This window comes from Clavibacter nebraskensis NCPPB 2581 (assembly GCF_000355695.1).
In the GTDB taxonomy this organism is placed as follows: Bacteria; Actinomycetota; Actinomycetes; order Actinomycetales; family Microbacteriaceae; genus Clavibacter; species Clavibacter nebraskensis.
In genome coordinates this window covers 2541286-2561277 of sequence record NC_020891.1, presented here as the reverse complement: position 1 = coordinate 2561277, position 19992 = coordinate 2541286, and the positions used below count along the sequence as shown (strand labels likewise).

At 73.7% G+C, this 19992-nt stretch carries 17 protein-coding genes; 7 read left to right on the top strand and 10 right to left on the bottom strand.

Features of this window, described 5'->3' with window-relative positions; translation table 11 throughout:
* Window positions 1-95: 95 nt before the first annotated feature.
* Together CMN_RS11965 and CMN_RS11960 are read left to right on the top strand one after the other, a co-directional pair.
* A complete protein-coding gene (locus CMN_RS11965; RefSeq protein WP_015491070.1) occupies window positions 96-479 on the top strand; it encodes a cold-shock protein in 384 nt (127 codons plus the stop codon).
* A complete protein-coding gene (locus CMN_RS11960) occupies window positions 472-1104 on the top strand; it encodes a DUF3027 domain-containing protein (RefSeq protein ID WP_015491069.1) in 633 nt (210 codons plus the stop codon). The genes CMN_RS11965 and CMN_RS11960 overlap by 8 nt, the downstream gene beginning before the upstream one ends.
* 72 nt (window positions 1105-1176) lie before the next feature.
* Here the strand turns inward: CMN_RS11960 and serC are convergent, their stop codons facing one another.
* Complete coding sequence (gene serC, locus CMN_RS11955; RefSeq protein WP_015491068.1) at window positions 1177-2295, bottom strand: phosphoserine transaminase; 1119 nt, start codon at window positions 2293-2295, stop codon at window positions 1177-1179.
* A 108-nt stretch (window positions 2296-2403) separates the two neighbouring features.
* Between serC and CMN_RS11950 the strand changes: the two genes are divergently transcribed.
* From CMN_RS11950 to CMN_RS11935, 4 genes are all read left to right on the top strand, one after another.
* Complete coding sequence (locus tag CMN_RS11950; protein ID WP_012039156.1) at window positions 2404-3102, top strand: iron-dependent transcriptional repressor DtxR; 699 nt, start codon at window positions 2404-2406, stop codon at window positions 3100-3102.
* 402 nt (window positions 3103-3504) lie between these two features.
* Entirely contained in the window at window positions 3505-4350 is an 846-nt protein-coding gene (locus CMN_RS15440) for a C40 family peptidase (RefSeq protein ID WP_269446367.1), read from the top strand.
* A gap of 358 nt (window positions 4351-4708) precedes the next feature.
* Window positions 4709-5206 (top strand): HNH endonuclease, encoded by a 498-nt coding sequence (locus CMN_RS11940; RefSeq protein ID WP_015491066.1) that lies wholly within the window; start codon window positions 4709-4711, stop codon window positions 5204-5206.
* 31 nt (window positions 5207-5237) lie between these two features.
* Complete coding sequence (locus CMN_RS11935; RefSeq protein WP_015491065.1) at window positions 5238-7295, top strand: prolyl oligopeptidase family serine peptidase; 2058 nt, start codon at window positions 5238-5240, stop codon at window positions 7293-7295.
* 54 nt (window positions 7296-7349) lie between these two features.
* Here CMN_RS11935 and CMN_RS11930 read toward each other — a convergent pair whose 3' ends face one another.
* The 4 genes from CMN_RS11930 to CMN_RS11915 all read right to left on the bottom strand — a co-directional run bounded on the left by CMN_RS11930 (window position 7350) and on the right by CMN_RS11915 (window position 11251).
* Entirely contained in the window at window positions 7350-8114 is a 765-nt protein-coding gene (locus tag CMN_RS11930) for an AfsR/SARP family transcriptional regulator (protein ID WP_015491064.1), read from the bottom strand.
* Between the two features lie 169 nt (window positions 8115-8283).
* Complete coding sequence (locus CMN_RS15605; RefSeq protein WP_487249735.1) at window positions 8284-9396, bottom strand: hypothetical protein; 1113 nt, start codon at window positions 9394-9396, stop codon at window positions 8284-8286.
* A 356-nt stretch (window positions 9397-9752) separates the two neighbouring features.
* On the bottom strand, window positions 9753-10103 hold the full coding sequence (locus CMN_RS11920) for a histone-like nucleoid-structuring protein Lsr2 (protein WP_015491063.1): 351 nt from the start codon (window positions 10101-10103) through the stop codon (window positions 9753-9755).
* A gap of 365 nt (window positions 10104-10468) precedes the next feature.
* On the bottom strand, window positions 10469-11251 hold the full coding sequence (locus CMN_RS11915; RefSeq protein WP_015491062.1) for an L-threonylcarbamoyladenylate synthase: 783 nt from the start codon (window positions 11249-11251) through the stop codon (window positions 10469-10471).
* 211 nt (window positions 11252-11462) lie between these two features.
* Between CMN_RS11915 and CMN_RS15435 the strand changes: the two genes are divergently transcribed.
* Window positions 11463-13070 carry an SNIPE associated domain-containing protein gene (locus CMN_RS15435; RefSeq protein ID WP_015491061.1) on the top strand — a complete coding sequence of 536 codons (1608 nt, stop codon included), beginning with the start codon at window positions 11463-11465 and terminating at the stop codon, window positions 13068-13070.
* Between the two features lie 9 nt (window positions 13071-13079).
* Here the strand turns inward: CMN_RS15435 and CMN_RS11905 are convergent, their stop codons facing one another.
* Genes CMN_RS11905 through CMN_RS11885 form a run of 5 tightly spaced genes read right to left on the bottom strand, consistent with a single transcriptional unit; the run spans window position 13080 to window position 19824 of the window.
* Entirely contained in the window at window positions 13080-14633 is a 1554-nt protein-coding gene (locus CMN_RS11905; protein ID WP_015491060.1) for a PucR family transcriptional regulator, read from the bottom strand.
* On the bottom strand, window positions 14630-15736 hold the full coding sequence (locus tag CMN_RS11900) for a DUF917 domain-containing protein (protein ID WP_015491059.1): 1107 nt from the start codon (window positions 15734-15736) through the stop codon (window positions 14630-14632). The genes CMN_RS11905 and CMN_RS11900 overlap by 4 nt, the downstream gene beginning before the upstream one ends.
* A gap of 50 nt (window positions 15737-15786) precedes the next feature.
* Complete coding sequence (locus tag CMN_RS11895; protein WP_015491058.1) at window positions 15787-16902, bottom strand: S-methyl thiohydantoin desulfurase family protein; 1116 nt, start codon at window positions 16900-16902, stop codon at window positions 15787-15789.
* Window positions 16895-18460 (bottom strand): hydantoinase/oxoprolinase N-terminal domain-containing protein, encoded by a 1566-nt coding sequence (locus CMN_RS11890; RefSeq protein WP_015491057.1) that lies wholly within the window; start codon window positions 18458-18460, stop codon window positions 16895-16897. Before CMN_RS11890 ends, CMN_RS11895 begins: the two co-directional genes overlap by 8 nt.
* Window positions 18457-19824: a purine-cytosine permease family protein gene (locus tag CMN_RS11885; RefSeq protein ID WP_015491056.1), complete on the bottom strand. Its 1368-nt coding sequence runs from the start codon at window positions 19822-19824 to the stop codon at window positions 18457-18459. The genes CMN_RS11890 and CMN_RS11885 overlap by 4 nt, the downstream gene beginning before the upstream one ends.
* Between the last annotated feature and the right edge of the window lie 168 nt (window positions 19825-19992).

The following is a 19992-nucleotide window of genomic DNA, read 5'->3' as shown; positions in this document are numbered from 1 at the left end:
CACGCCGATGGCGCCGGGCCGGTCGGAGCGCCGGCGAATAGACTGGACCGCCCACCAGCACATCGAGCCCCTCCGGGGCGAGGGAAGAGGATCGCATGCCCACCGGCAAGGTGAAGTTCTACGACGAGGACAAGGGGTTCGGGTTCATCAGCTCGGACGACGGCCAGGAGGTCTTCCTGCACGCGTCGGCCCTGCCCTCGGGCGTCGCCGGCGTGAAGGCCGGCACCCGGCTCGAGTTCGGCATCGCGGACGGCAAGCGCGGCGCGCAGGCGCTCTCCGCGCGGATCCTCGACGCCCCGCCCTCGCTCGCCCGCATGTCCCGCAAGCCCGCCGACGACATGGCCGTCATCGTGGAGGACCTCGTGAAGGTGCTCGACGGCATCGGCACCGGCCTGAAGCGAGGCCGCTACCCCGAGGAGGCTCACGGCCGGAAGATCGCGGCGCTGCTGCGCCGGGTCGCGGAGGAGCTCGATGCCTGAGCCGCGGGACGACGAGACGACGACCGCGGACGAGGCGGCGGTGGACGCGCCTGACGCGATGCCCGACGACGCGACGACCGACGACACGGTGACCGGTGACGTGGCGACGGAGGCCGAGGCGCCCCGGGAGCCCGCCGTCCCCGACGCCGAGCTGCTCGCGGCCGTCGACCTCGCGCGCGCGGCGCTGCTCGAGATCACGCCGGCCGTGACCGTCGGGTCGCCTGCCGGGTCGATCGTCGAGGGCGACCGCGTGCTGTCGCTCCTCTTCGCGAACACGATGCCCGGGTACCCCGGCTGGTTCTGGACCGTCACGCTCGCCCGCGTCGACGACGCCGCCCCGACGGTGCTCGAGGCCGAGCTGATGCCCGGTGAGGGCGCCCTGCTCTCGCCCGAGTGGCTGCCGTGGTCCGACCGGCTCGCCGGCATCGAGGCCGACCAGGAGGCCGAGCGCCTCGCGGCGGAGTCCGACGAGGACGACGACGACGAGGACGACGACTCCACGGAGGACGCCGAGGACGCGGACGACGTCCTCGACGGCGTCGACTTCGAGGCGACCGCGTCGGACGATGACGATGACGATGACGACGATGACGACGACACGAGCTTCGACGGCGCCGATCGCTGACCCGCATCCCGCATGACGGCGGCGACGGCCCCCGAGGGGACCGCCGCCGCCGTCGTCTCCGGGAGGGCCGGGTCAGCCCGCGCCCTGCTCCACCACGAACTCGATGCAGCGCACGAGCGCCCGCACGTCGTCCGGCTCGATGGCCGTGAACGTCGCGACCCGCAGCTGGTTGCGCCCGAGCTTCCGGTACGGCTCGGTGTCGACGACCCCGTTCGCGCGCAGCGTCTTCGCGACGGAGGCCGCGTCGATGGAATCGTCGAAGTCCATCGTGACCACCACCTGCGAGCGGTGCGCGGGATCCGTCACGAACGGCCGCGCGTACTCCACGCGCTCCGCCCACTCGTAGAGGACCGAGGACGACTCGCGCGTGCGGGCATCCGCCCACGTCAGCCCGCCGGCCCCCTCGATCCAGTCCAGCTGGTCCTCGAGCATGAGGAGCGTGGCGAGGGCCGGGGTGTTCAGCGTCTGGTTCAGGCGGGAGTTGTCGACGGCGTTCTTGAGGCTCAGGAACTCGGGGATCCACCGGCCGGACGCCGCGATGCGGTCCACGCGCTCGAGGGCGGCGGGGGAGAACAGCGCGAGCCAGACGCCGCCGTCGCTCGCCAGGTTCTTCTGCGGGGCGAAGTAGTAGACGTCGGCGTGGGCGGCGTCGAAGTCGATCCCGCCGGCCGCGCTCGTCGCGTCGACGACCGTGAGCGCGCCCTCGTCGCCGTAGACGCGCGCGACGGGCGCCATGACGCCGGTGGAGGTCTCGTTGTGCGGCCACGCGTAGACGTCGACGCCCTCGATCGGGTTCGCGGAGGCGCGGCTGCCGGGCTCGGCGCGGATCACGTCGGGCGCCTCGAGGAAGGGCGCCGCGGCGGCCTTCGCGAACTTGCCGCCGAACTCGCCGAACACGAGGTTCTGGCTGCGGCGCTCGATGAGGGAGAAGGCGGCGGCGTCCCAGAAGGCCGTGGATCCGCCGTTCCCCAGCACGACCTCGTAGCCGTCGGGGAGGCGGAAGAGCCGGGAGAGCCCGTCGCGCACGCGCCCCACCATGTCCTTGACGGGTGCCTGGCGGTGGGAGGTGCCGAGGATCTGCGCACCCGCGAGCGCGAGGTGGTCGAGCTGCGCCTGCCGGACCTTGGACGGCCCGCAGCCGAATCGTCCGTCGAGGGGCAGCAGTTCGGTGGGGATCTTCGTGGTCGGCATGCGGCAATGGTAGGGGACCGTCCGCCGTCGCCCCGGGCTGTCCCACGACCGGCGCCGGTCATCCCGCACCCGGGGAAGTAGGCTGGTCCACGGCGCAAGGGAGGCCCGATGACTGATCTCGTGGACACGACGGAGATGTACCTCCGCACCATCCTCGACCTCGAGGAGGAGGCCATCGTCCCGCTGCGCGCGCGCATCTCCGAGCGCCTCGGCCACTCGGGCCCCACCGTCTCGCAGACCGTGGCGCGCATGGAGCGCGACGGCCTCGTGATCGTCAGCGGCGACCGCCACCTGGAGCTCACCCCCGAGGGTCGGAGCAAGGCCGTGCACGTGATGCGGAAGCACCGCCTGGCGGAGCGCCTCCTCAGCGACGTCATCGGCCTCGAGTGGGAGTTCGTCCACGACGAGGCCTGCCGCTGGGAGCACGTGATGAGCGAGCAGGTGGAGCGCAAGATCCTCGACCTCCTCGGGCACCCGACGGAGTCGCCGTACGGCAACCCCATCCCCGGGCTCGACGAGCTGGGCGACTCGCCTGCTGTGGCGTTCATGGCCGGCGTCGTGAGCATCGTCGAGGCCTCGCTCGGCACGACCGAGGACGCCCCCGCGCGCGGCGTGATCCGCCGGCTGGGCGAGCCCGTGCAGTTCGACCCCGAGCTCCTCTCGCAGCTCAAGCAGGCCGGCGTGCTGCCGGGGGCGACCGGGTCCTTCTCCCGCGAGGGCGCGTACGTCCTGGTGCGGGTCGACGGCGCGGGGCCGGGGCTCGAGCTGCCGCTCGAGGTCGCGGGGCACATCTTCATCGAGCGCTGACCCCGACGCGGTCCGGCGTCGGCGCCGGGCAGATCCCCAGGACCACCCCTGGACGGGGGCCGTGATCGGGGCTCGCCGCCGTCACCGGGGGTTCTGTCCCGCATCCGTCGTGAGGATGACGTGGGCCGTTATGGATTCGTTAGAAATATGGTCCCTCTGGATGACAAACGGGTGCGCGTCCCTTACTCTCGAACAGGCCCGACCGACCGCCACAGAGGTTCCGGGCCCGGTGCAGGGCGTCTCGACACCCGTCCCCTGCATGAGTACCCCTCGACGACCTTGGAGGGACGGGGCGCCAGCATGTCCGGCGTCGAGACGCAGGAGGTTGACAACTTGGCCCATGGTGACATCAGCGGTTCCGTCGGGAACCCGACCGACCCGACCCGACCGCCCGCACCCGGGATGGATCGCCTGCCCACTCGCCGCGAGCTCCGCGCCGCCGAGAGCGCGAAGGCCGTCCGCCCGCGTCGCGATTCCGCGACCCGCACGCTCCAGGCTCCCGCGCCCCGCCTGACCCCGGCCCCCGTGCCGGCCGGTCGGTCGCGCCGCACCAAGGCCGCCAACGCGGTCGTGATGACCTTCGTCACCGGCCTCGTCGGCGTCATGGCGATCCCGGCGTACGCCGCCGGATCCTCGCTCGAGCACACCTCGTCCGCCGCGGGCGCCTCGCTGCAGGACTACACGGCCGCCAACGCGCAGGTCGTCACCGCCGACAACGCGTCGTCCGCGCCGGTCGAGGAGGAGGGCTTCACGGCCACCTCCGTCGCCGACCTCAGCACGCAGAAGGCGGCCGCCGCGCGCGCCGCCCTCGCCGAGCAGCGCCGCACGCAGCTCGCCTCCTCGGCCACGAGCTACACGGGCGCGTCCGCCTCCCAGCTCGCCCAGAACCCGATCTACCCGGGCACATCGGCCACCGGCGTCGCCGCCGTCGCCCGTCAGTACCTCGGCGTCCCCTACGTCTTCGGCGGCAACACCCCCGCCGGCTTCGACTGCTCGGGCCTCGTCCAGTACGTCTTCGCGCAGTTCGGCCTCAACCTCCCGCACTCGGTGCGGGCGCAGGGCGCGGCCGGCGTCACCGTCCCGGCCTCCGAGGCCCGTGCCGGCGACATCGTGGTGTGGAACGACGGCAGCCACGACGGCATCTACACCGGCAACGGCATCATGATCGACGCGCCGAAGCCCGGCGACCACGTCAAGGAGCGCCCGGTCTGGAGCTCCGACGTGCACTACGTCCGCCTCCTGGGCTGACGACCGGCACGAGATCGACCGGGAGGCCGGCGGTACGCACCCTGTGGGATGCGCCGCCGGCCTCCTGCGTTCCCCGGGACAAACGGGGGACGCTGGGTTAGCCTGTCCGGTGAGACGTCCCTCGACCCGCCCGGGAGCCCCGATGACCACCGCACCTGACATCCGCACCATGGATGCGCACGTGCGCCACGGGCATCGGCACCATCCCCGGGTGGGCAGCCACCTGCTCCACCCGAGCGGTCACCCGTTCTCCTAGAAGGCATCGCCGTCCATTCGGCGGTGCCTTCGCGTGTTCCCGGGGGCGGGACGCCTCATTCGGATTCCTGGAAGCCGTCCAGGCCGGTCTGAGAGGGATGTCGTGCGCACACTGGTACTCAACGCGGGCTTCGAGCCGCTCGCCGTCGTGTCGTTCAAGCGGGCCCTGGTGCTCGTGCTGAGCGGCAAGGCCACCATGCTCGCCCAGGACGAGGAGCACCCGATCCTCGGGAACGGCGGCGCGTGGGGCCGCCCGTCCGTGATCCTGCTGACGCGGTACGTGCGGATCCCGCACGCCCGCCGCGTCCCCGTCTCGCGGCGCGGGGTGCTGCGGCGCGACGGCGGCCGGTGCGCGTACTGCGCCCGCAACGCGACCACCATCGACCACGTCCTCCCGCGCTCGCGCGGCGGCAAGGACACGTGGGAGAACCTGGTGGCCTGCTGCCTCTCGTGCAACAACCGCAAGAGCGACCGCACGCCGGAGGAGATGGGCTGGACGCTGCGGACGTCCCCGCGGGCGCCGCAGGGGAGCGGCTGGGTGGTCAGCGGGATGGAGCGCCCCGCTCCCGGGTGGGACGAGTTCCTGGCGCCGGCCGCCTGATCGCGCCGCCCCGCCTCCGTAGGCTGAGGGGATGACCGCCGACGCTCGCGACCCCTCGACCCCCGACGATCCGTTCCTCTGGCTGGAGGAGATCCACGGCGACAGGGCGCTCGCGTGGGTGCGTGCGGAGAACGCGCGGACGCTCGCCCGGTCGCCCGAGGGATCGCGCGCCCAGCTGACGGGCGAGCTGCTCGAGGTGCTGGAATCCGACGAGCGGATCCCGTATGTGACCCGGCACGGCGAGCACCTCTACAACCTCTGGCGCGACGCCGAGCACGTGCAGGGGCTCTGGCGTCGCACCACGCTCGACGAGTACCAGGCGCCGGCGCCCGAGTGGGAGGTGCTGCTCGACCTGGACGCGCTGGGCGCGGCCGAGGGGATCCCATGGCAGTTCTCGCGCGCGCAGCTGCTGTCGCCCGCGCGCGACCGGGCGCTCGTGTCGCTCTCGCCGGACGGCGGGGACGCGGTGGCGGTCCGCGAGCTCGACCTCACCACCGGACGCTTCGTCGAGGACGGCTTCGCGGTGCTGGTCGCGAAGACGATGGTGTCGTGGATCGACCGGGACACGGTCTTCGTCGGCACGGACTTCGGGCCGGGCAGCCTCACCGAGAGCTCGTACGCGCGGACCGCGCGGCGCTGGAGCCGCGGGCAGGCACTGGCGGACGCGCCCGAGGTGCACGCGGTCGCCGCGACAGACATGCTCGTCCACGTCACGCACGACCCGACGCCGGGGTACGAGCGGGACGTCGTGCGCGAGGTGCCCGACTTCTTCACGTCGCGGACGCTGCTGCTGACGGATGCGGGCACGGTGCGGATCGACGTGCCGGAGGACGTGGACGTCGACCTGCACCGCGAGTGGCTCGTGCTGCGGCCGCGCACGGACACGGAGATCGGCGGCGTCGTGCATGCTGCGGGATCCCTGCTGGCGGCGCGCCTCGACGACTTCCTCGCCGGATCCCGCGAGCTCGCCGTGCTGTTCGCGCCCACCTCGTCCCGCAGCCTGGAGGACTGGGCGTGGACAGCGGGGCATCTCGTACTCACGCTCCTCGAGGACGTCGCGAGCCGGATCCGCGTCCTGACGCCTCCGACCGACGCCGGACCCGCCGGGTGGCACGAGGAGGACGTGCGCGTGGGGACGCCGATCGCGTCCGTCTCCGTCGTCGCGACCGACCGGGAGACCGACGAGTACTGGCTCGCGGTCACCGGGTTCCTCACGCCGCCGACGCTGCTGCACGGCGTGGTCGGCCAGGGAGCGCCGAGACCGGTCAAGGAGCAGCCGGCGTCGTTCGACGCCCGCGGGCTCGAGGTGCAGCAGCACTTCGCCGTGTCCGACGACGGGACGCGCGTGCCCTACTTCCAGGTGGGGCCGCGCGACCTGCCGCTCGACGGATCCGCGCCCACGCTGCTCTCCGGCTACGGCGGCTTCGAGAACAGCCTGCTGCCCTCCTACAGCGGCGTCAGGGGACGCGGCTGGCTGGCGCGCGGCGGCGTGTACGTGCTCGCCAACATCCGCGGGGGCGGCGAGTACGGGCCGGCCTGGCACCGTGCGGCGCTGCGGCAGGACCGGCACCGGGCCTACGAGGACTTCGCCGCCGTCGCGCGCGACCTCGTGTCCCGCGGGGTGACCGTGCCGGCGCGCCTCGGCTGCGAGGGCCGCAGCAACGGCGGCCTGCTGGTCGGCAACATGCTCACGACCTACCCGGAGCTGTTCGGCGCGGTGATCTGCGGGGTGCCGCTCCTCGACATGCGGCGGTACACCCGGCTGTCGGCGGGGGCGTCGTGGATCGCCGAGTACGGGGATCCGGACGTGGCGTCCGACTGGGAGTTCATCCGGACCTTCTCGCCGTACCACAACGTGCGCGCCGGGGTCGCCTATCCGCCGACGCTCGTCTACGCTGCCACGAGCGACGACCGCGTCGGCCCCGTGCAGGCGCGGAAGATGGTCGCGCTGCTGCACGAGACCGGGGTCGAGGACGCCTGGTACTTCGAGAACACGGCGGGCGGCCACGGCGGATCCGCGGACAATCCCGCGACGGCGCGCCTGCAGTCGCTCATCCACGCGTTCCTCTGGGAGCGGCTCGGGACGTGACGGCGGGCGCCCGAGCAGCCCGGCGGGCGACGTGACGGGCAGTCGCCCGGATCGTCAGTGGCCGCGGCGGGCGGAGACGCGGGGACGCAGGCCGGACACGAGGCCGGTCAGCATCTCCGTCGGCTCCAGGCCCACCTCGCGCTCGAGGCGCGTGCGGTAGATCTCGTAGGCGCGCAGGGCGTCGGACCGGTTGCCGGCCGCCACGTGCACGGCGATGAGGCAGCGCTGCGCGGTCTCGCGGAGCGGATCCACGTCGATGGCCCGTCGGGCGGCCGACGCCGCCTCGTGCAGGCGCGAGCGGGTCAGGAGCGCCTGGGACTGCGCCTCGAGCGCGTTGACCCGGAGGTGCCGCCACTCCTCGGCCGCGGGCTCCAGCCACGCGTCGAACCAGTCGGGCAGGAGGTCGGCGCTGAAGAGGTCGACCGCGGCCGGCGAGATGACCGCGTCGTCCGGCTCCTCCTGCCGCGGCTCGAGCAGGCGGGCGGCCGTCGTGCGGGCCGTCCGGAGGTCGACGGCCACGGCGTCGTTCAGCATCAGGCCGCCGGGCGCGGAGCGGACGATCTCGCGTCCCCCGTCGCCGAGGCGGGCGATGGCGGAGCGGAGGCTCGACGCGGCGCGGGAGTCCAGCGCGTCGGGCCACAGCTGGCTGGCGAGGGTGCCCAGGTCGGCGGGGCGGGCGCGGATCGCGAGCGCGGCGATGAGGCGCCTGGTGCCGTCGGAGAGGGCGGCGCCGTGCGGATCCGGGCGCGCGGAGGCGGATGCGGGATCGGCGCCGAGGCCCGCGACGTGGAACCCGCCGAGCACGTCGACGCGGATCACGACGGCGCTTCGGCTCGGATCGGGCGGCCGACGATCGGGCGGGCGGGGGTGGTCGGACGGCGCGCTGAGGACGGGGATCCGCCCTCGACTCGCTGATGCATCCGGCACCTCCATGGCGGCCACCGTATCCGCTGGGAAGCGAAATCCCATCACGCAAGTGCTTTTGGGGCTACGCACGACGGATCGCCCGACGACGTGTCGTCGGGCGATCCGTCAGGCGATCCGCGGGGTGGCTACCGCTCGGTGGACCGGCGTCGGGCCTTCCACCCGAGTCCGAGGGCGCCCAGGACCAGGGCGGCCAGGCCCCAGGCGATGGTGGGCGTGGGGCGTAGCCCGTCACCGGGAGCGAGCCACCGGGCGTCGTGCCCCCGGGGACGATCGGCGCGGGGGGCGTGCTCGACGGTGTGCGCGTCCCGACGCCCGGCGTGGGCGTGCCCGCGGTCGGGGTCGGCGTGCCCGCGGTCGGGGTCGGCGTGCCGACCGGCGGCGTCGGCGTCGGGGCCGTCGGGGTGGGGGTCGGGGTCGGAGCCGTCGGCGTGGGCGTGGGGGCCGTCGGCGTCGGGGTGGGCGTCGGGGTCGGGGCCGTCGGCGTGGGCGTCGGGGCCGTGGGCGTCGGCGCGGGAGTGGTCGGCTCGACCGTGGGGGTCGCGCTGGGCGTCGCCGTGGGCGTCGGCGTCACGACCGCGGTGACGAAGTTGCTGATGTTCGTGGCGCAGGTGACGGTCGCGCCGCCGCCGTTGCCGGATCCGTTGCACTGGTTGACCGAGACGAGGAGCGCGGAGGTGACGGTGGACGTCGGGACGGTGCAGGTGACGCGACCCGCGGCGCCGCCGCCGTTGCCGGAGCGGTTGCACTGCGTGACGTCGGCGCCCGTGGTGCTGGAGACCGGGTTGCAGGCCGTCCCGCCCGCTGCGCCGTCCGTGGCGGAGCCGACGCACTGGTTCACGGTCGCGGGCGTGGTGGTGCTGTCGCCGACGATGTTGTTGGTGATGTCCACGTTGCAGATGACATTGCTGCCGCCGCCGTTCGCGACGCCGTTGCACTGGTCGACCGCGGTGATGATGATCCCGTCGCGCTGCGACACCGTCGTGGTGCAGAGGGGAGCCGCTCCCGCGGCGCCGGCGCACACGCGGGTGGTGACCGTCGATGATCCGGTCTGCGTCGCCACGTTCAATTCGTTCACGACAGTGACGTCGCATTCGACCTGGTCGCCACCGCCGTTGGGGGTGTCGTTGCACTGGGACGTGGTCGTGGGGGAGACGGCCGCCGATGCGGACTGCATCTGCCCGGTGACCCCGACGACGGCGACGAGCGCGATGAGCGCGGCGCCCGCGGTGGCGAGGACGCGCTGACGGATGCGACGACGGGGGCGGCGGGCGGGAATTGCGGTCCCGGGTGATGCGAGGTGATTCGGCACGGTGCTCCTTCTTCCCGGCCAGAGTGCTCGCGCCCCCGCGACGCCCCCGCGACGCGGGAGTGACATGCGCGTGACACGCGGCGCGCCGGGCACGAGGAGGCCTGGCATTCCGCGGGCTGCGTAAATCATTACGGGGTGCCCGTGAGACGACGAAGAGGGCCGATCCGCTGGCGGATCGGCCCTCTTCGCACGTGCTGCGCGCGATGCGCGCGTCGTGTCGCCTACTTGTTGGCGCGGTACTCCTCGAGCAGGTCGGCGGAGATGCGGCCGCGCTCGGAGACCTTGTGGCCGTGCTCGCGCAGCCACTCGCGAGCGGCGCCGAGGTCCTCCTTCGGAGCGCTGGAGGAGGAGCGGCGCGAGCTCGTCGAACGGCCGGTGGAGGCGCGGCCGACGCGGCGGGCGCGGTCGACGTACGTGTCGAGCGCCTCACGGAGCTTCGCGGCGTTAGCGTCGCTCAGATCGATCTCGTAATTCACGCCGTCGAGCGCGAACGGGACGGTCTCGCCCTTTCCCTCTTCGATGACGACGCCGTCGATGTCGTCGACGAGCGTGGTGACAACCTTGCGAGCCACGTCTGTTCCTTCCATTGCCGATGGCGCATCAGATGATGCGGTGCGAACCACGATACCCGGTGCGGACGGGAAATCCGACATCGTTCGTGAATCGGCGGCGGAAATCGGGCGAGAATCCGCGGGGAACCGGTCCGCTGATACGTCGTCGCGCCCTCGTCGCGCGCATTCCGTCTCGTCAGCAGGGTGTCGACGGCGGTGTTTCCCGCGTGTCGCGGCGGAACGCGGCGGGCATATCACAGGGGAATGCGGAGCCATCTCCTCACCTATGGAATTAGAGGGGCGCGCCACGGACCGCCGCGCGGGAATGCGGGAGGGCCCGCGGAGACGCGCTCCGCGGGCCCTCGAGGGTGCTGATCCCGGTGGGATCAGTAGTACTCGCCGTGCCGGTAGTCCCACGACGGGAACGACCGGGCGAGCGCCGACATGATGACGTCCACCGCCAGGCCGCGGCGGATGAGCGTCGGGTTCGGGGTGACCGAGCGCTCGCCGCGCTGCTCGGGGATGAGCGCGCCGGACGCGTCGACCATGGAGACCATGACGCCCTGCTCGTGGCGGCTCGTCTCGTCGAGTCCCGGCTGGATGGAGGCGACGTAGTCGTCGGCCGCCACGATGACGTCGGCCTGCTGCTCGATGCGCTCCCCGATGCCCTCGACGCGCCCGCGGTTGCCCTTGCCCGACGGGTTGGCGGAGCTCGCGAAGGACAGGCGGCGGCTCTCCCAGAGGCGCTCGGCGAGCTGCTCGGCGGGGCGGCCGAAGCGGATCACGAAGCAGCTCGTGCCGCGGCGGTCCATGGCCAGCTGGCCGGCGACCTCGTCGGGGATGAGGTGCTTCGCGTCCTCGCGCCAGGGGAGGATGCAGCCGAGGAGCACGTCGGCGTCCCAGTGCTCCTGGTAGAAGGCGAGGATCTCGTCGTTCAGCACGGCGAGCTCCTTCAGCTGCTCGATGCTCGTGCAGAGCACCACGCCCGGCTTGTCGCGGTTGCGCTGCTTGGCGTCGAACTTGCGCTCGAGGCCGGTGCCGTCCGTCGTCATGAGGATGTAGCCGACCTTGGTGGCGGCGACGACGAGGCCTCCTGGCGCCTCGAGGGCCCGGGCCGCGCGCTCGTCGAGCGAGCCGTCCCAGGGGATCGTGCGGGTGGTGTCGGTCATGGGGGCGTGCCTCTCGTGCGTGTCGTGGTCGATCCGCCGTGGCGCACTTGAGTCGGGCCGAGGTGCGCCTAGCCGCGCGTGCGGCGGGAGAGCGGTGATGTCGACGGTAGGCGCGGCGGCTGGGGGGAGCGGGCGAGCGTCCACAGGGGAGGGCGGACGCCGCCTCGAACGGGGGCTCCTGGTGGCCGGGGCGGCTGCCTAGCCTGAGGGAATGAGCGCTGCCGCCGGCTGGTACGACGACCAGGATCCCCGCTACGTCCGCTGGTGGGACGGCGAGCGGTGGAGCGAGCACGTGCAGCCGAAGCCCGAGGTCACCCCGACGGAGCCGGAGCCGGAGCCGGTCGCGCCCGCCGCGCCGCCCGTCGACCGCCTCTCGAAGCGCGAGGCCCGGGAGCGGGCCGCGGCCGCCGAGGCGCACATCGCGCAGCTCGAGGACCTGATCCGGCGCCACGGCATGCGCGAGTTCGCCGAGGTGGACGAGTACCGCGCCCACGCGGCGGCGGAGGCCGAGTCCTCCCGGCGTACCGGGGCCGACGCCGCGACCGCCCTGGTCGCCGCGGCGCGGGAGGAGCGCGACCGGATCCTCGCGGAGGCCGGGGCGGAGCGCCTCCGGGCCGAGGCGGAGGCGACGGCGACGCGCGACCGGGCCGAGGCGGACGCCCGGGCCGCGCGCATCCGGGCCGAGGCCGAGCTCCAGGCGGCGGACGAGGCCGTGCACGAGCGGATCGAGACCCGGCGCGCGGTCGACGCGGAGCTCGCGACCGCGCGCGCCGAGCTCGTCCATGTGACCGCGACGGCGGAGCTGCAGGGCGTCGGCCTGTTCGACTACGACCACCCGGCGGAGTCCTCGGCCGAGCTCGCGTCGCGGCTGGAGGCGCTGCGGTACACGATCAAGAACGCCGTCCGGGACAAGCGGGCGGTGACGGCCACGTCCGGGTTCACCTTCAACGGATCCGACGCGCAGGGTCGGCGCTTCGTGAGCGACATGTCGAAGGTGCTGCTGCGCGCCTACAACGCCGAGGCGGAGAACGCCGTGAAGGCGACCAGGGCGGGCAACCTCCACGTCGCGCAGAACCGGCTGACCCGGGCGGCGGAGCAGATCGCGAAGAGCGGGACGATGATCGACCTCCGCATCGAGGACGGATATCACGAGCTGCGACTCGAGGAGCTGCAGCTCGCGAGCGCGCACCTCCGCGTGCTGCAGGCGGAGAAGGAGATGGAGCGGGAGCGCCGGGCGGAGCTCCGCGAGCAGGCCAAGGCGACGGCGGAATTGCAGGCCGAGCGCGATCGCCTCGACAAGGAGCGGGCCCACTACGCCGCGACCCTGGCCGCGCTGGAGACCAACGGCGACGTCGAGGGCGCGGCGCGCATGCGGGACCGGATCGACGACGTCGACCGCGCGCTCGTGGATGTCGACTACCGCGCGGCGAACGTGCGCGCCGGATACGTCTACGTGATCTCCAACGTGGGGGCGTTCGGCGAGCGCATGGTGAAGATCGGCATGACGCGCCGGCTCGAGCCGATGGACCGGGTGGTCGAGCTCGGCGACGCGTCCGTGCCGTTCCGCTTCGACGTCCACGCGCTGTTCTTCGCCGACGACGCGGTGGGCGTCGAGGCGATGCTGCACCGGACGTTCGCGGAGCACCGGGTGAACCGGATCAACCTGCGGCGCGAGTTCTTCTACGTCACGCCCGACGAGGTGCTCGACGCCCTGAAGGCGCACGCGGTGGAGCTCGTCGAGTTCGCCCTGCACCCGGCGGCCGAGGAGTACCGGGCCAGCCGCGCGCTCGACGGGGCGGAGCCGGTCCCGGCGTCCTGACGGCCGGCCCTACGCCTCCGCCGCCAGCACCGTGCGGCACGCGAGATGCAGGGCGAGGCGCGTCTCGGCGTCCTGGAGGTCGACCTGCAGGATGCGCTGCACGCGCTGGATCCGCTCGGCCACCGTGTTGCGGTGCACCGCGAGGATCGAGGCGGTCTCCGCGACCGACGACTCCGCGTCGAGGTAGGTGGCGAGCGTCGTGAGCAGGTCGCCCGTGGTCTGGCGGCGGAGCGGCGCGAGCAGCTCGAGGGCGGCGGGCTGGAAGGTGTCCGTCTGGGTCCAGGCGAGGAGGAGCTGGGCGAGGCCCAGGCGGTCGACGTGCAGGAAGCGGCCGGACTGCGGGCGGGACGCGGCGAGGCGTGCGGCGTCGGCGGCCTCGGCCAGCGACCGGGCGATGCCCGCGGGTCCGCGGTGCACGCGGCCGACGCCGACGTCGCTCGGCAGGTCGTCGTCCCAGCGCTGCTGGGCGCGGCGGACCGCGCGGGCGGCGTCGTTCGCGGTCGGGACGTCGGGCTCGAGCGCGAAGGAGATCCACGCGGCCCAGCCGTCGCCCTGCTCGACCACGGCCACGTCGAGGCCCTCCGCCGCCAGCGCCTCGATGAGCTCGTAGCGGCGGCCGACGAGGTCGGCGTCCTGGCGCGACACGACGCGGATCCCCATGTGCCAGCCCTCGACGCGCCAGCCCAGCTCGAGCGCGCGGCGCAGCAGCCCGGCGCCGGGGGAGTCGCCCGCCTCGAGGAGCTCGCCGAGGAGGGCGATGCGCCAGCGGGCCTCGCGCTCGTCGACCACGCGGCGGAGCGACAGGCGGTGCCCGACCGCGAGGGCGACGACGGGGAGCGCGGCGGCGACGGCGTCGACCTCGGCGGCGACGGGTCCGGGCACCTCGACCGCGAGCCAGCTCGGCGCCAGCAGCCCCGAGTCGACGGGCGCGGTGACGAGGGTGCCGTGCTCGCCGACGGGGCGGGTGTCGACGTGGCCGGGGAGGCCGGCGGCGATGGCGGCGTGTGCGTCCGCGGAGGGCGCGGTGCCCTCCGGCGCGAGCGCGCGGCCGGAGGAGTCGACGAGGAGGGCAGGGCGCCCGAGCAGCGCGGCGGCGGCGCGGAGGGCGTCCGCCGGATCCCGGCCCGCGTCCGCCACCCCGGACGCGGCGTCGAGCGCGGCGCGGCCGGCGGCGGCGCGCGCGTCGCCGAGGCGGTCGTGCAGGGCGATGGAGGTCGCCCACGCGTCGTCGCAGGCCAGCACGACGATGCCGAGGCGGTCGGCGAGCAGCGTCGTCGCGGGATCCACCGCCACGGCCGCGTCGAGCACGACGGCCGCGACGCCCCGGTCGGCGAGCCGTCGCAGCCGCGCGTCGAAGCGCCAGGTGGTGCGCTCGGCGCGGTCGAGGACGACGAGGACGTCGGCCGCGCCCGATGCCTCGAGGTCCGTCGCGTCGTCCACCGGCGCGTCCATCCGCACGCCGCCGACGCCGGAGACCGCGGGATCCGCTGCCCCCGCCACCCGGCGCACGTCCGCGAGCGACGCGTGGTCGAGCAGCGCGGAGAGGGGGATCGGCCGGATCACGCGCGCGCCCCGGACGCGCTGGCGTCGGCGTCCGTGTCCACGTCGACCCGGCCGAACCCGAAGGCGGCGGGGGAGACGGCGGCCCGGCGCTCGGGCGTCGCGGTCCACCACGCGGGCGCGTCGAGGGCCAGGACGACGACGCGGGCGCCCGGCCGCGCGTCGTCGACGAGGACCACCCGCGTCCCGGCCACGGATGTGCCCGGGACGGCGACCACCGCGATGAGGTCGGGGACGGTGGCGACCGGCCGGCCGTCCACGAGCGCGATCACGAACTCGTTCTCGGCCTCGAGCCGGATCACCGCGCCGGTCGTCTCGTCGACCACGCTGACCGTCGTCACGTCGAAGCGGCCGGGGCGGGGCGTCGTGACGACGTCCACGATGCGGCCGTGCCCGAGGAGCGTGCCGCCGACGGCCGCCGCGAGACCGGCCGGGGTGCTCGCGCCGTCGGCGGATCGGAGGGCGCGGCCGAGCCGGATCGCCCGCTCGGCGGTGCCGGGGATCGCGGTCGCGCGGAGGTCGGCGGCCCGCTGCGGCGGCAGGGCGAGCGCCGCCCAGCCGGAGGAGTGCGCGATCACGAGCCGGAGCAGCCCCTCGACCTCGGCGGGCGTGACGCCGTCGAGCAGCATCGTCCGCCCTCCCGGCTCGGTGACGGCGCACGGCGAGATGGCGCGGCCGGAGACGACGAGGCTCGACTGGTCGATGCGGGGGAGCGCGCGGCCGGTGAGGTCGGCGTCGAGGAGCGGGAGGCCGAGCGTCGACGCGGCGGAGAGCGGGGCGAGCCCGTTGACGCCCGCCATCTCGAGCGCCATGAGGGCGGCCGGCGGCGAGCCCGTCCAGCGGGTGAGCGCCTCGACGGCCTCGGCCAGCTCGGTGCCGGACGGGAGCTTCTCGCGCAGCACCGACGTGGATCCGATGTACCCCACCGCCACGACGAGGTCGTCCGCGTCGAGGTCGTCGAGCCCGATGCCGCGCACCGGCGCGTCCCGCAGCTGGCGGGCGGTGGCGGCCGCGAGGATCCGCGGGTCGCCGCCCCCGCCGGAGCCCAGCAGGAGGAGCCCGCCGACGAGGTCCGGGAGGTCGTCGACTCCCAGATCCCGGCTCACGGGCGTCACGGTAGCACCGGCGCCCGGCCCTCCCCCAGCGGGGCCCTTCCCTAGCGCGGGAAGTCGTCGACCGGCGAGCGCACGGGGTCGATGTCGTAGCCGAAGTAGCGGGGCCCGGCGAGCTCGATGCCGCCCGGGCTGTGCCACCGTTCGTCGGCCGGCGCGGAGACCACGCGCACCCGCTGGCCGAAGCGCAGCGTCTCGGTCGTGATGGGCTCGCCGGTCTCGCTGTCGAGCACCATGATGAGGTCCGGCGTCGAGGCGACGGGCACCCCGTCGATGGACGCCAGCAGCATCTCGTTCTGGAAGCCGAGCACGATCTCGCGGCCCGCGTCGGCGCCCGCGCCCTGGATCCGGGCCTCGCCCCGCGCGAACCCCGCGACCGTGCGCCGCGCGACGTCCACGACCTTGCCGCCGAGGAGCACCGCGCCGCCGAGCCGGGCGGCCACCGCCTCGACCGGGTCGACGAGCGCGTCGCGCGCCTCCTCCACGAGCGTGCCGAGCTCGTGGCAGAGCGACAGCGTGTGCGGCACGAACGACGCCTTCACCTGCGCGCCCGTCATGGCGTAGTTCGACATGATCATCGAGCTGCCCATCTGCACCGCGACCGGTCGCGTGAGGCGCTCGGCCCACGCGTTGTCGATGGTGTCGACGACGCCCGTGTTGCCCTTCTCATCGGCGAAGGACATGGGCGTGGCGCGGATCCCGTCGATGGTGGGGATCACCATCTGGATCTCCGGGAACGCCCGCCCCATCCCGTCGCCGTCCACGATGGGCAGGCCCATGCGCGCGGCCGCGACCATCGGGATGGTCGAGTTCGCGCCGCCCACCTCGATGCACGCGACGTGCGTGGGCGTGACGCCGAGGTAGCGCGCGAGCGCGAGGATCGCCCCCTGCAGCTGCTCGACCGTCGGCAGCTTCTCCACCATCACGGTGGGCGCGCCCATCATCGCGACGGGGATCACCACGGCGTCGTCCGGCAGGTCGAACGGGTCGGCGAGCGGGATGGGCCCGAGCTCCTTGATCGCCTCGCCCGCGAGCAGCCGGCCGATGTAGGGGTCGCCGCCGCCGCCCGTGCCGAGGATCGCCGCGCCGCGCGCGATGGCGGGCAGGTGCTCGAGCCGGATCTCGGTGAGGCGGGTGCGGGGCACGGTCGTGTCAGACATGCGCGGCCTTCCTGGTGTCGAGGTCGAGGTCGCCGACGGCCTTGGCGCGGATGCGGATCGCGTTGCCGGGCAGGTAGGGGATGGGGAGCTCGTCGAAGTCGACGATCTCCACGGTCGAGGGGGAGGCGCCCGCGGCGACCGCGCGCTCGACGGCCTCCTGCCGGGCGTCGTCGAGGGCCTGCTGGCGGGATCCCTCGCTCACGCTGTAGACGCGGTCGAGCTCGCCGGAGACCTGCGCGATGGCCGCGCCGACCGCGTTCGCGACGGCGAAGTTCTCCGGGCGATGCACCCGGCCGAGGCCCTCGAGCGACTCCGGCAGCAGGATCGACCCGCCGCCGACCGCCACGACGGGCAGCGGAGCGGACGAGGTGCGCATGCGCTCCACGACGTCGGCGACGCGCATCGCGATGGTGTCGAGCGCGCGGCGCACGAGCTGCGGCGAGAGGTGCGCCACGCACGCCGGGTCGCCCACGTCGACCATGCCGGCCGCGACCGCGATGTCCGTGGTCGTGAGGGTGTCGCCGCCGAAGACGAGCGCCCGGCGGCCGAGCTCGTAGCCGACGGAGTCGGGGCCGACCAGGTCGCCGTCGCCGCGCACCAGGGATCCGCCGCCGATGCCGATGGAGAGCACGTCCGGCATGCGGAAGTTCGTGCGGACGCCCGCCACGCTGATCTCGGCCGTCGCCTCCCGCGGGAACCCGCCCGCGAGCACGCCCACGTCGCTCGTGGTGCCGCCGATGTCGACGACCGCGCACGTGCCGAGGCCGGAGAGGAGCGCGGCGCCGCGCATCGAGTTGGTGGGGCCGCTGGCGAAGGTCGCGACCGGGTAGCGGCGCGCGAAGTCCACGCCCATGAGCGTGCCGTCGTTCTGCGACAGGTAGAGGGGAGCGGTGATCCCGTGCCCGCGCACCGCGCGCTCGAGCCCGCCGACGATCTGGTCGGCCAGCTCCCGCAGCGACGCGTTGATGATGGTCGCGTTCTCCCGCTCCAGCAGGCCGATGCGGCCGATCTCGTGCGAGAGCGAGATCGCGACGTCCGGCCCCAGCTCGGCCGCGAGCACCGCGGCCGCCTCCACCTCGAACTCGCTGTTCACGGGCGCGAACACGCTGGAGATCGCGACGGACCGGAGCCCGCGCGCGGCGATGTCGGCCGCGTGCCGCTTCAGCTCGTCGTGGTCGAGCGGCGCGATCACCCGCCCGTCGAACTCGTGGCCGCCGTGCGCCAGGTAGCCCGTGCCGCGCACCGCCGCCACGAGCTCCTCGGGCCAGTCGACGAACGGCGGCAGCGAGGCGGTGGCCGGCAGCGCGAGCCGCACGGCCGCCGTGGGCGCGAGCCGCCGGGCCTCGACGAGCGCGTTGATGAAGTGGGTCGTGCCGATCATGACCGCGTCGATGTCCGCGGGGTCGAACGGGTGCTGCCGGTCGAGCTCCGCGAGCGCGCCGACGATGCCGCTGGTGACGTCCTCGGTGGTCGAGGACTTGATCCCGACGACCACGCGGTCGCCGTCCATGAGCACGGCGTCCGTGTTGGTGCCGCCGACGTCGATGCCGATCCTCATCGTGCGGCCACCTTCCCCGCGGTCGCCGCGTCCGGCGCCGCGACCCCGGGGGCGGGCTGCGCGACCGCCTCGGTGCGCACCTCGCCGACGCCGCGGATCAGCCCCGCCTTGCCGAGCACCGCGTAGAGCACGAACGCCGTGATGACGGCGTTGAGGCTGCCGAGGCCGAACGTCGCGAAGTAGCCGACGAGCGCCGACACCAGCCAGATCGCGAGGCTCACGGGCACCCAGCGCGGGGCGCTCGCCGGGAGCGTGCCGCCCTCGCGCGACGCGTCGAGCGCCGGCCGCCAGTTCCGCACCACGAAGTACTCGGCGATCATGATCCCCACGATCGGCGGGAACGCCACGCCCAGCAGGGTGAGGAACGCGGTGAACTGCCCGAGGATCCCGGCCGCCGCGAGCACCGACCCGATCACGCCGACGACGACCGTGACGAGCGCCCGGTTCACGCGCCGCCCGAACACCGTGTCGATGAAGTTCACGATCCCGAGGCCCGACGAGTACAGGTTCCAGTCGTTGATCTTGATGGTGCCCAGCAGGATCACGAGCACGCCGATCCAGCCCACCGACGACAGGATGATCGCCGACACGTCGGCCGTCCGCACCGCGTGCGCGAGCAGCACGCCGGACAGACCCGTGAGGTACTCGCCGACCGTGATGCTCACGACCGTCTGCTTCACGACGTCGGCGGCCGACCGGTTGTAGCGCGTCTGGTCGGGCGAGATGAGCGCGCCGACGATGAAGCCGCCGGCCACGATCGACGCGCCCGCGATGATCGAAATCTGCGGGCCGGGCGCCGGCTGCGTCACGAGCTCCGAGATGTCGTGCTTCTGCAGCTCGATGACGACGGCCCAGCCGACCAGCAGCAGGAAGAGGGGCACCGCAACGTTCGCGACCCACTGCATCCCGTGGAAGCCGAGCATCACGACGGCGGTGATGATGAGGCCGAACGCGAGCGACCAGGCCCACACTGGGAGCCACGGCATGATCGAGTTCAGGCCGGACGCCGAGACGCCCGACTGGATCCCGAACCAGCCGATGAGGCTGATCCCGATGGCCAGGCCGATGAGCGCCGACCCGTTGTGGCCGAACCCCGTCCAGCGCGACAGGATCGAGGTGTTCAGCCCCTCGCGCTGTCCGATGAGGCCCGTGAAGATGCAGACGACCTCGAGGATCACGGCGCCGATGGTGATCGCCCAGAAGGCGTCCCAGAAGCTCATGCTGAAGCCGAGCGTGGCAGCGACGACGAAGGCGCTCAGCGCGGAGAGCTGGCCGACGCGTTGCGTCGCGATCGGGAACCAGTGGTAGCGCGCCTCCTGCGGGACCCGCGCGAGCGCGTAGTCGTCGGGTGCGGTGGATGCCATGGGGAGTCTCCTCGGGTGTGGCGACGGGTTGCCACAGCGTAGGGATCCGCCCGCGGAGGGCACCATGTGCAGAGTGCCGTGTCGGCGGCGTGAAGCGGGGCGGTGTGCTGGGGGAGGCCGCTCGTGGGTCGGCACCGCTCCTGGGGCGGCCTGTGGAATGCATGCCTT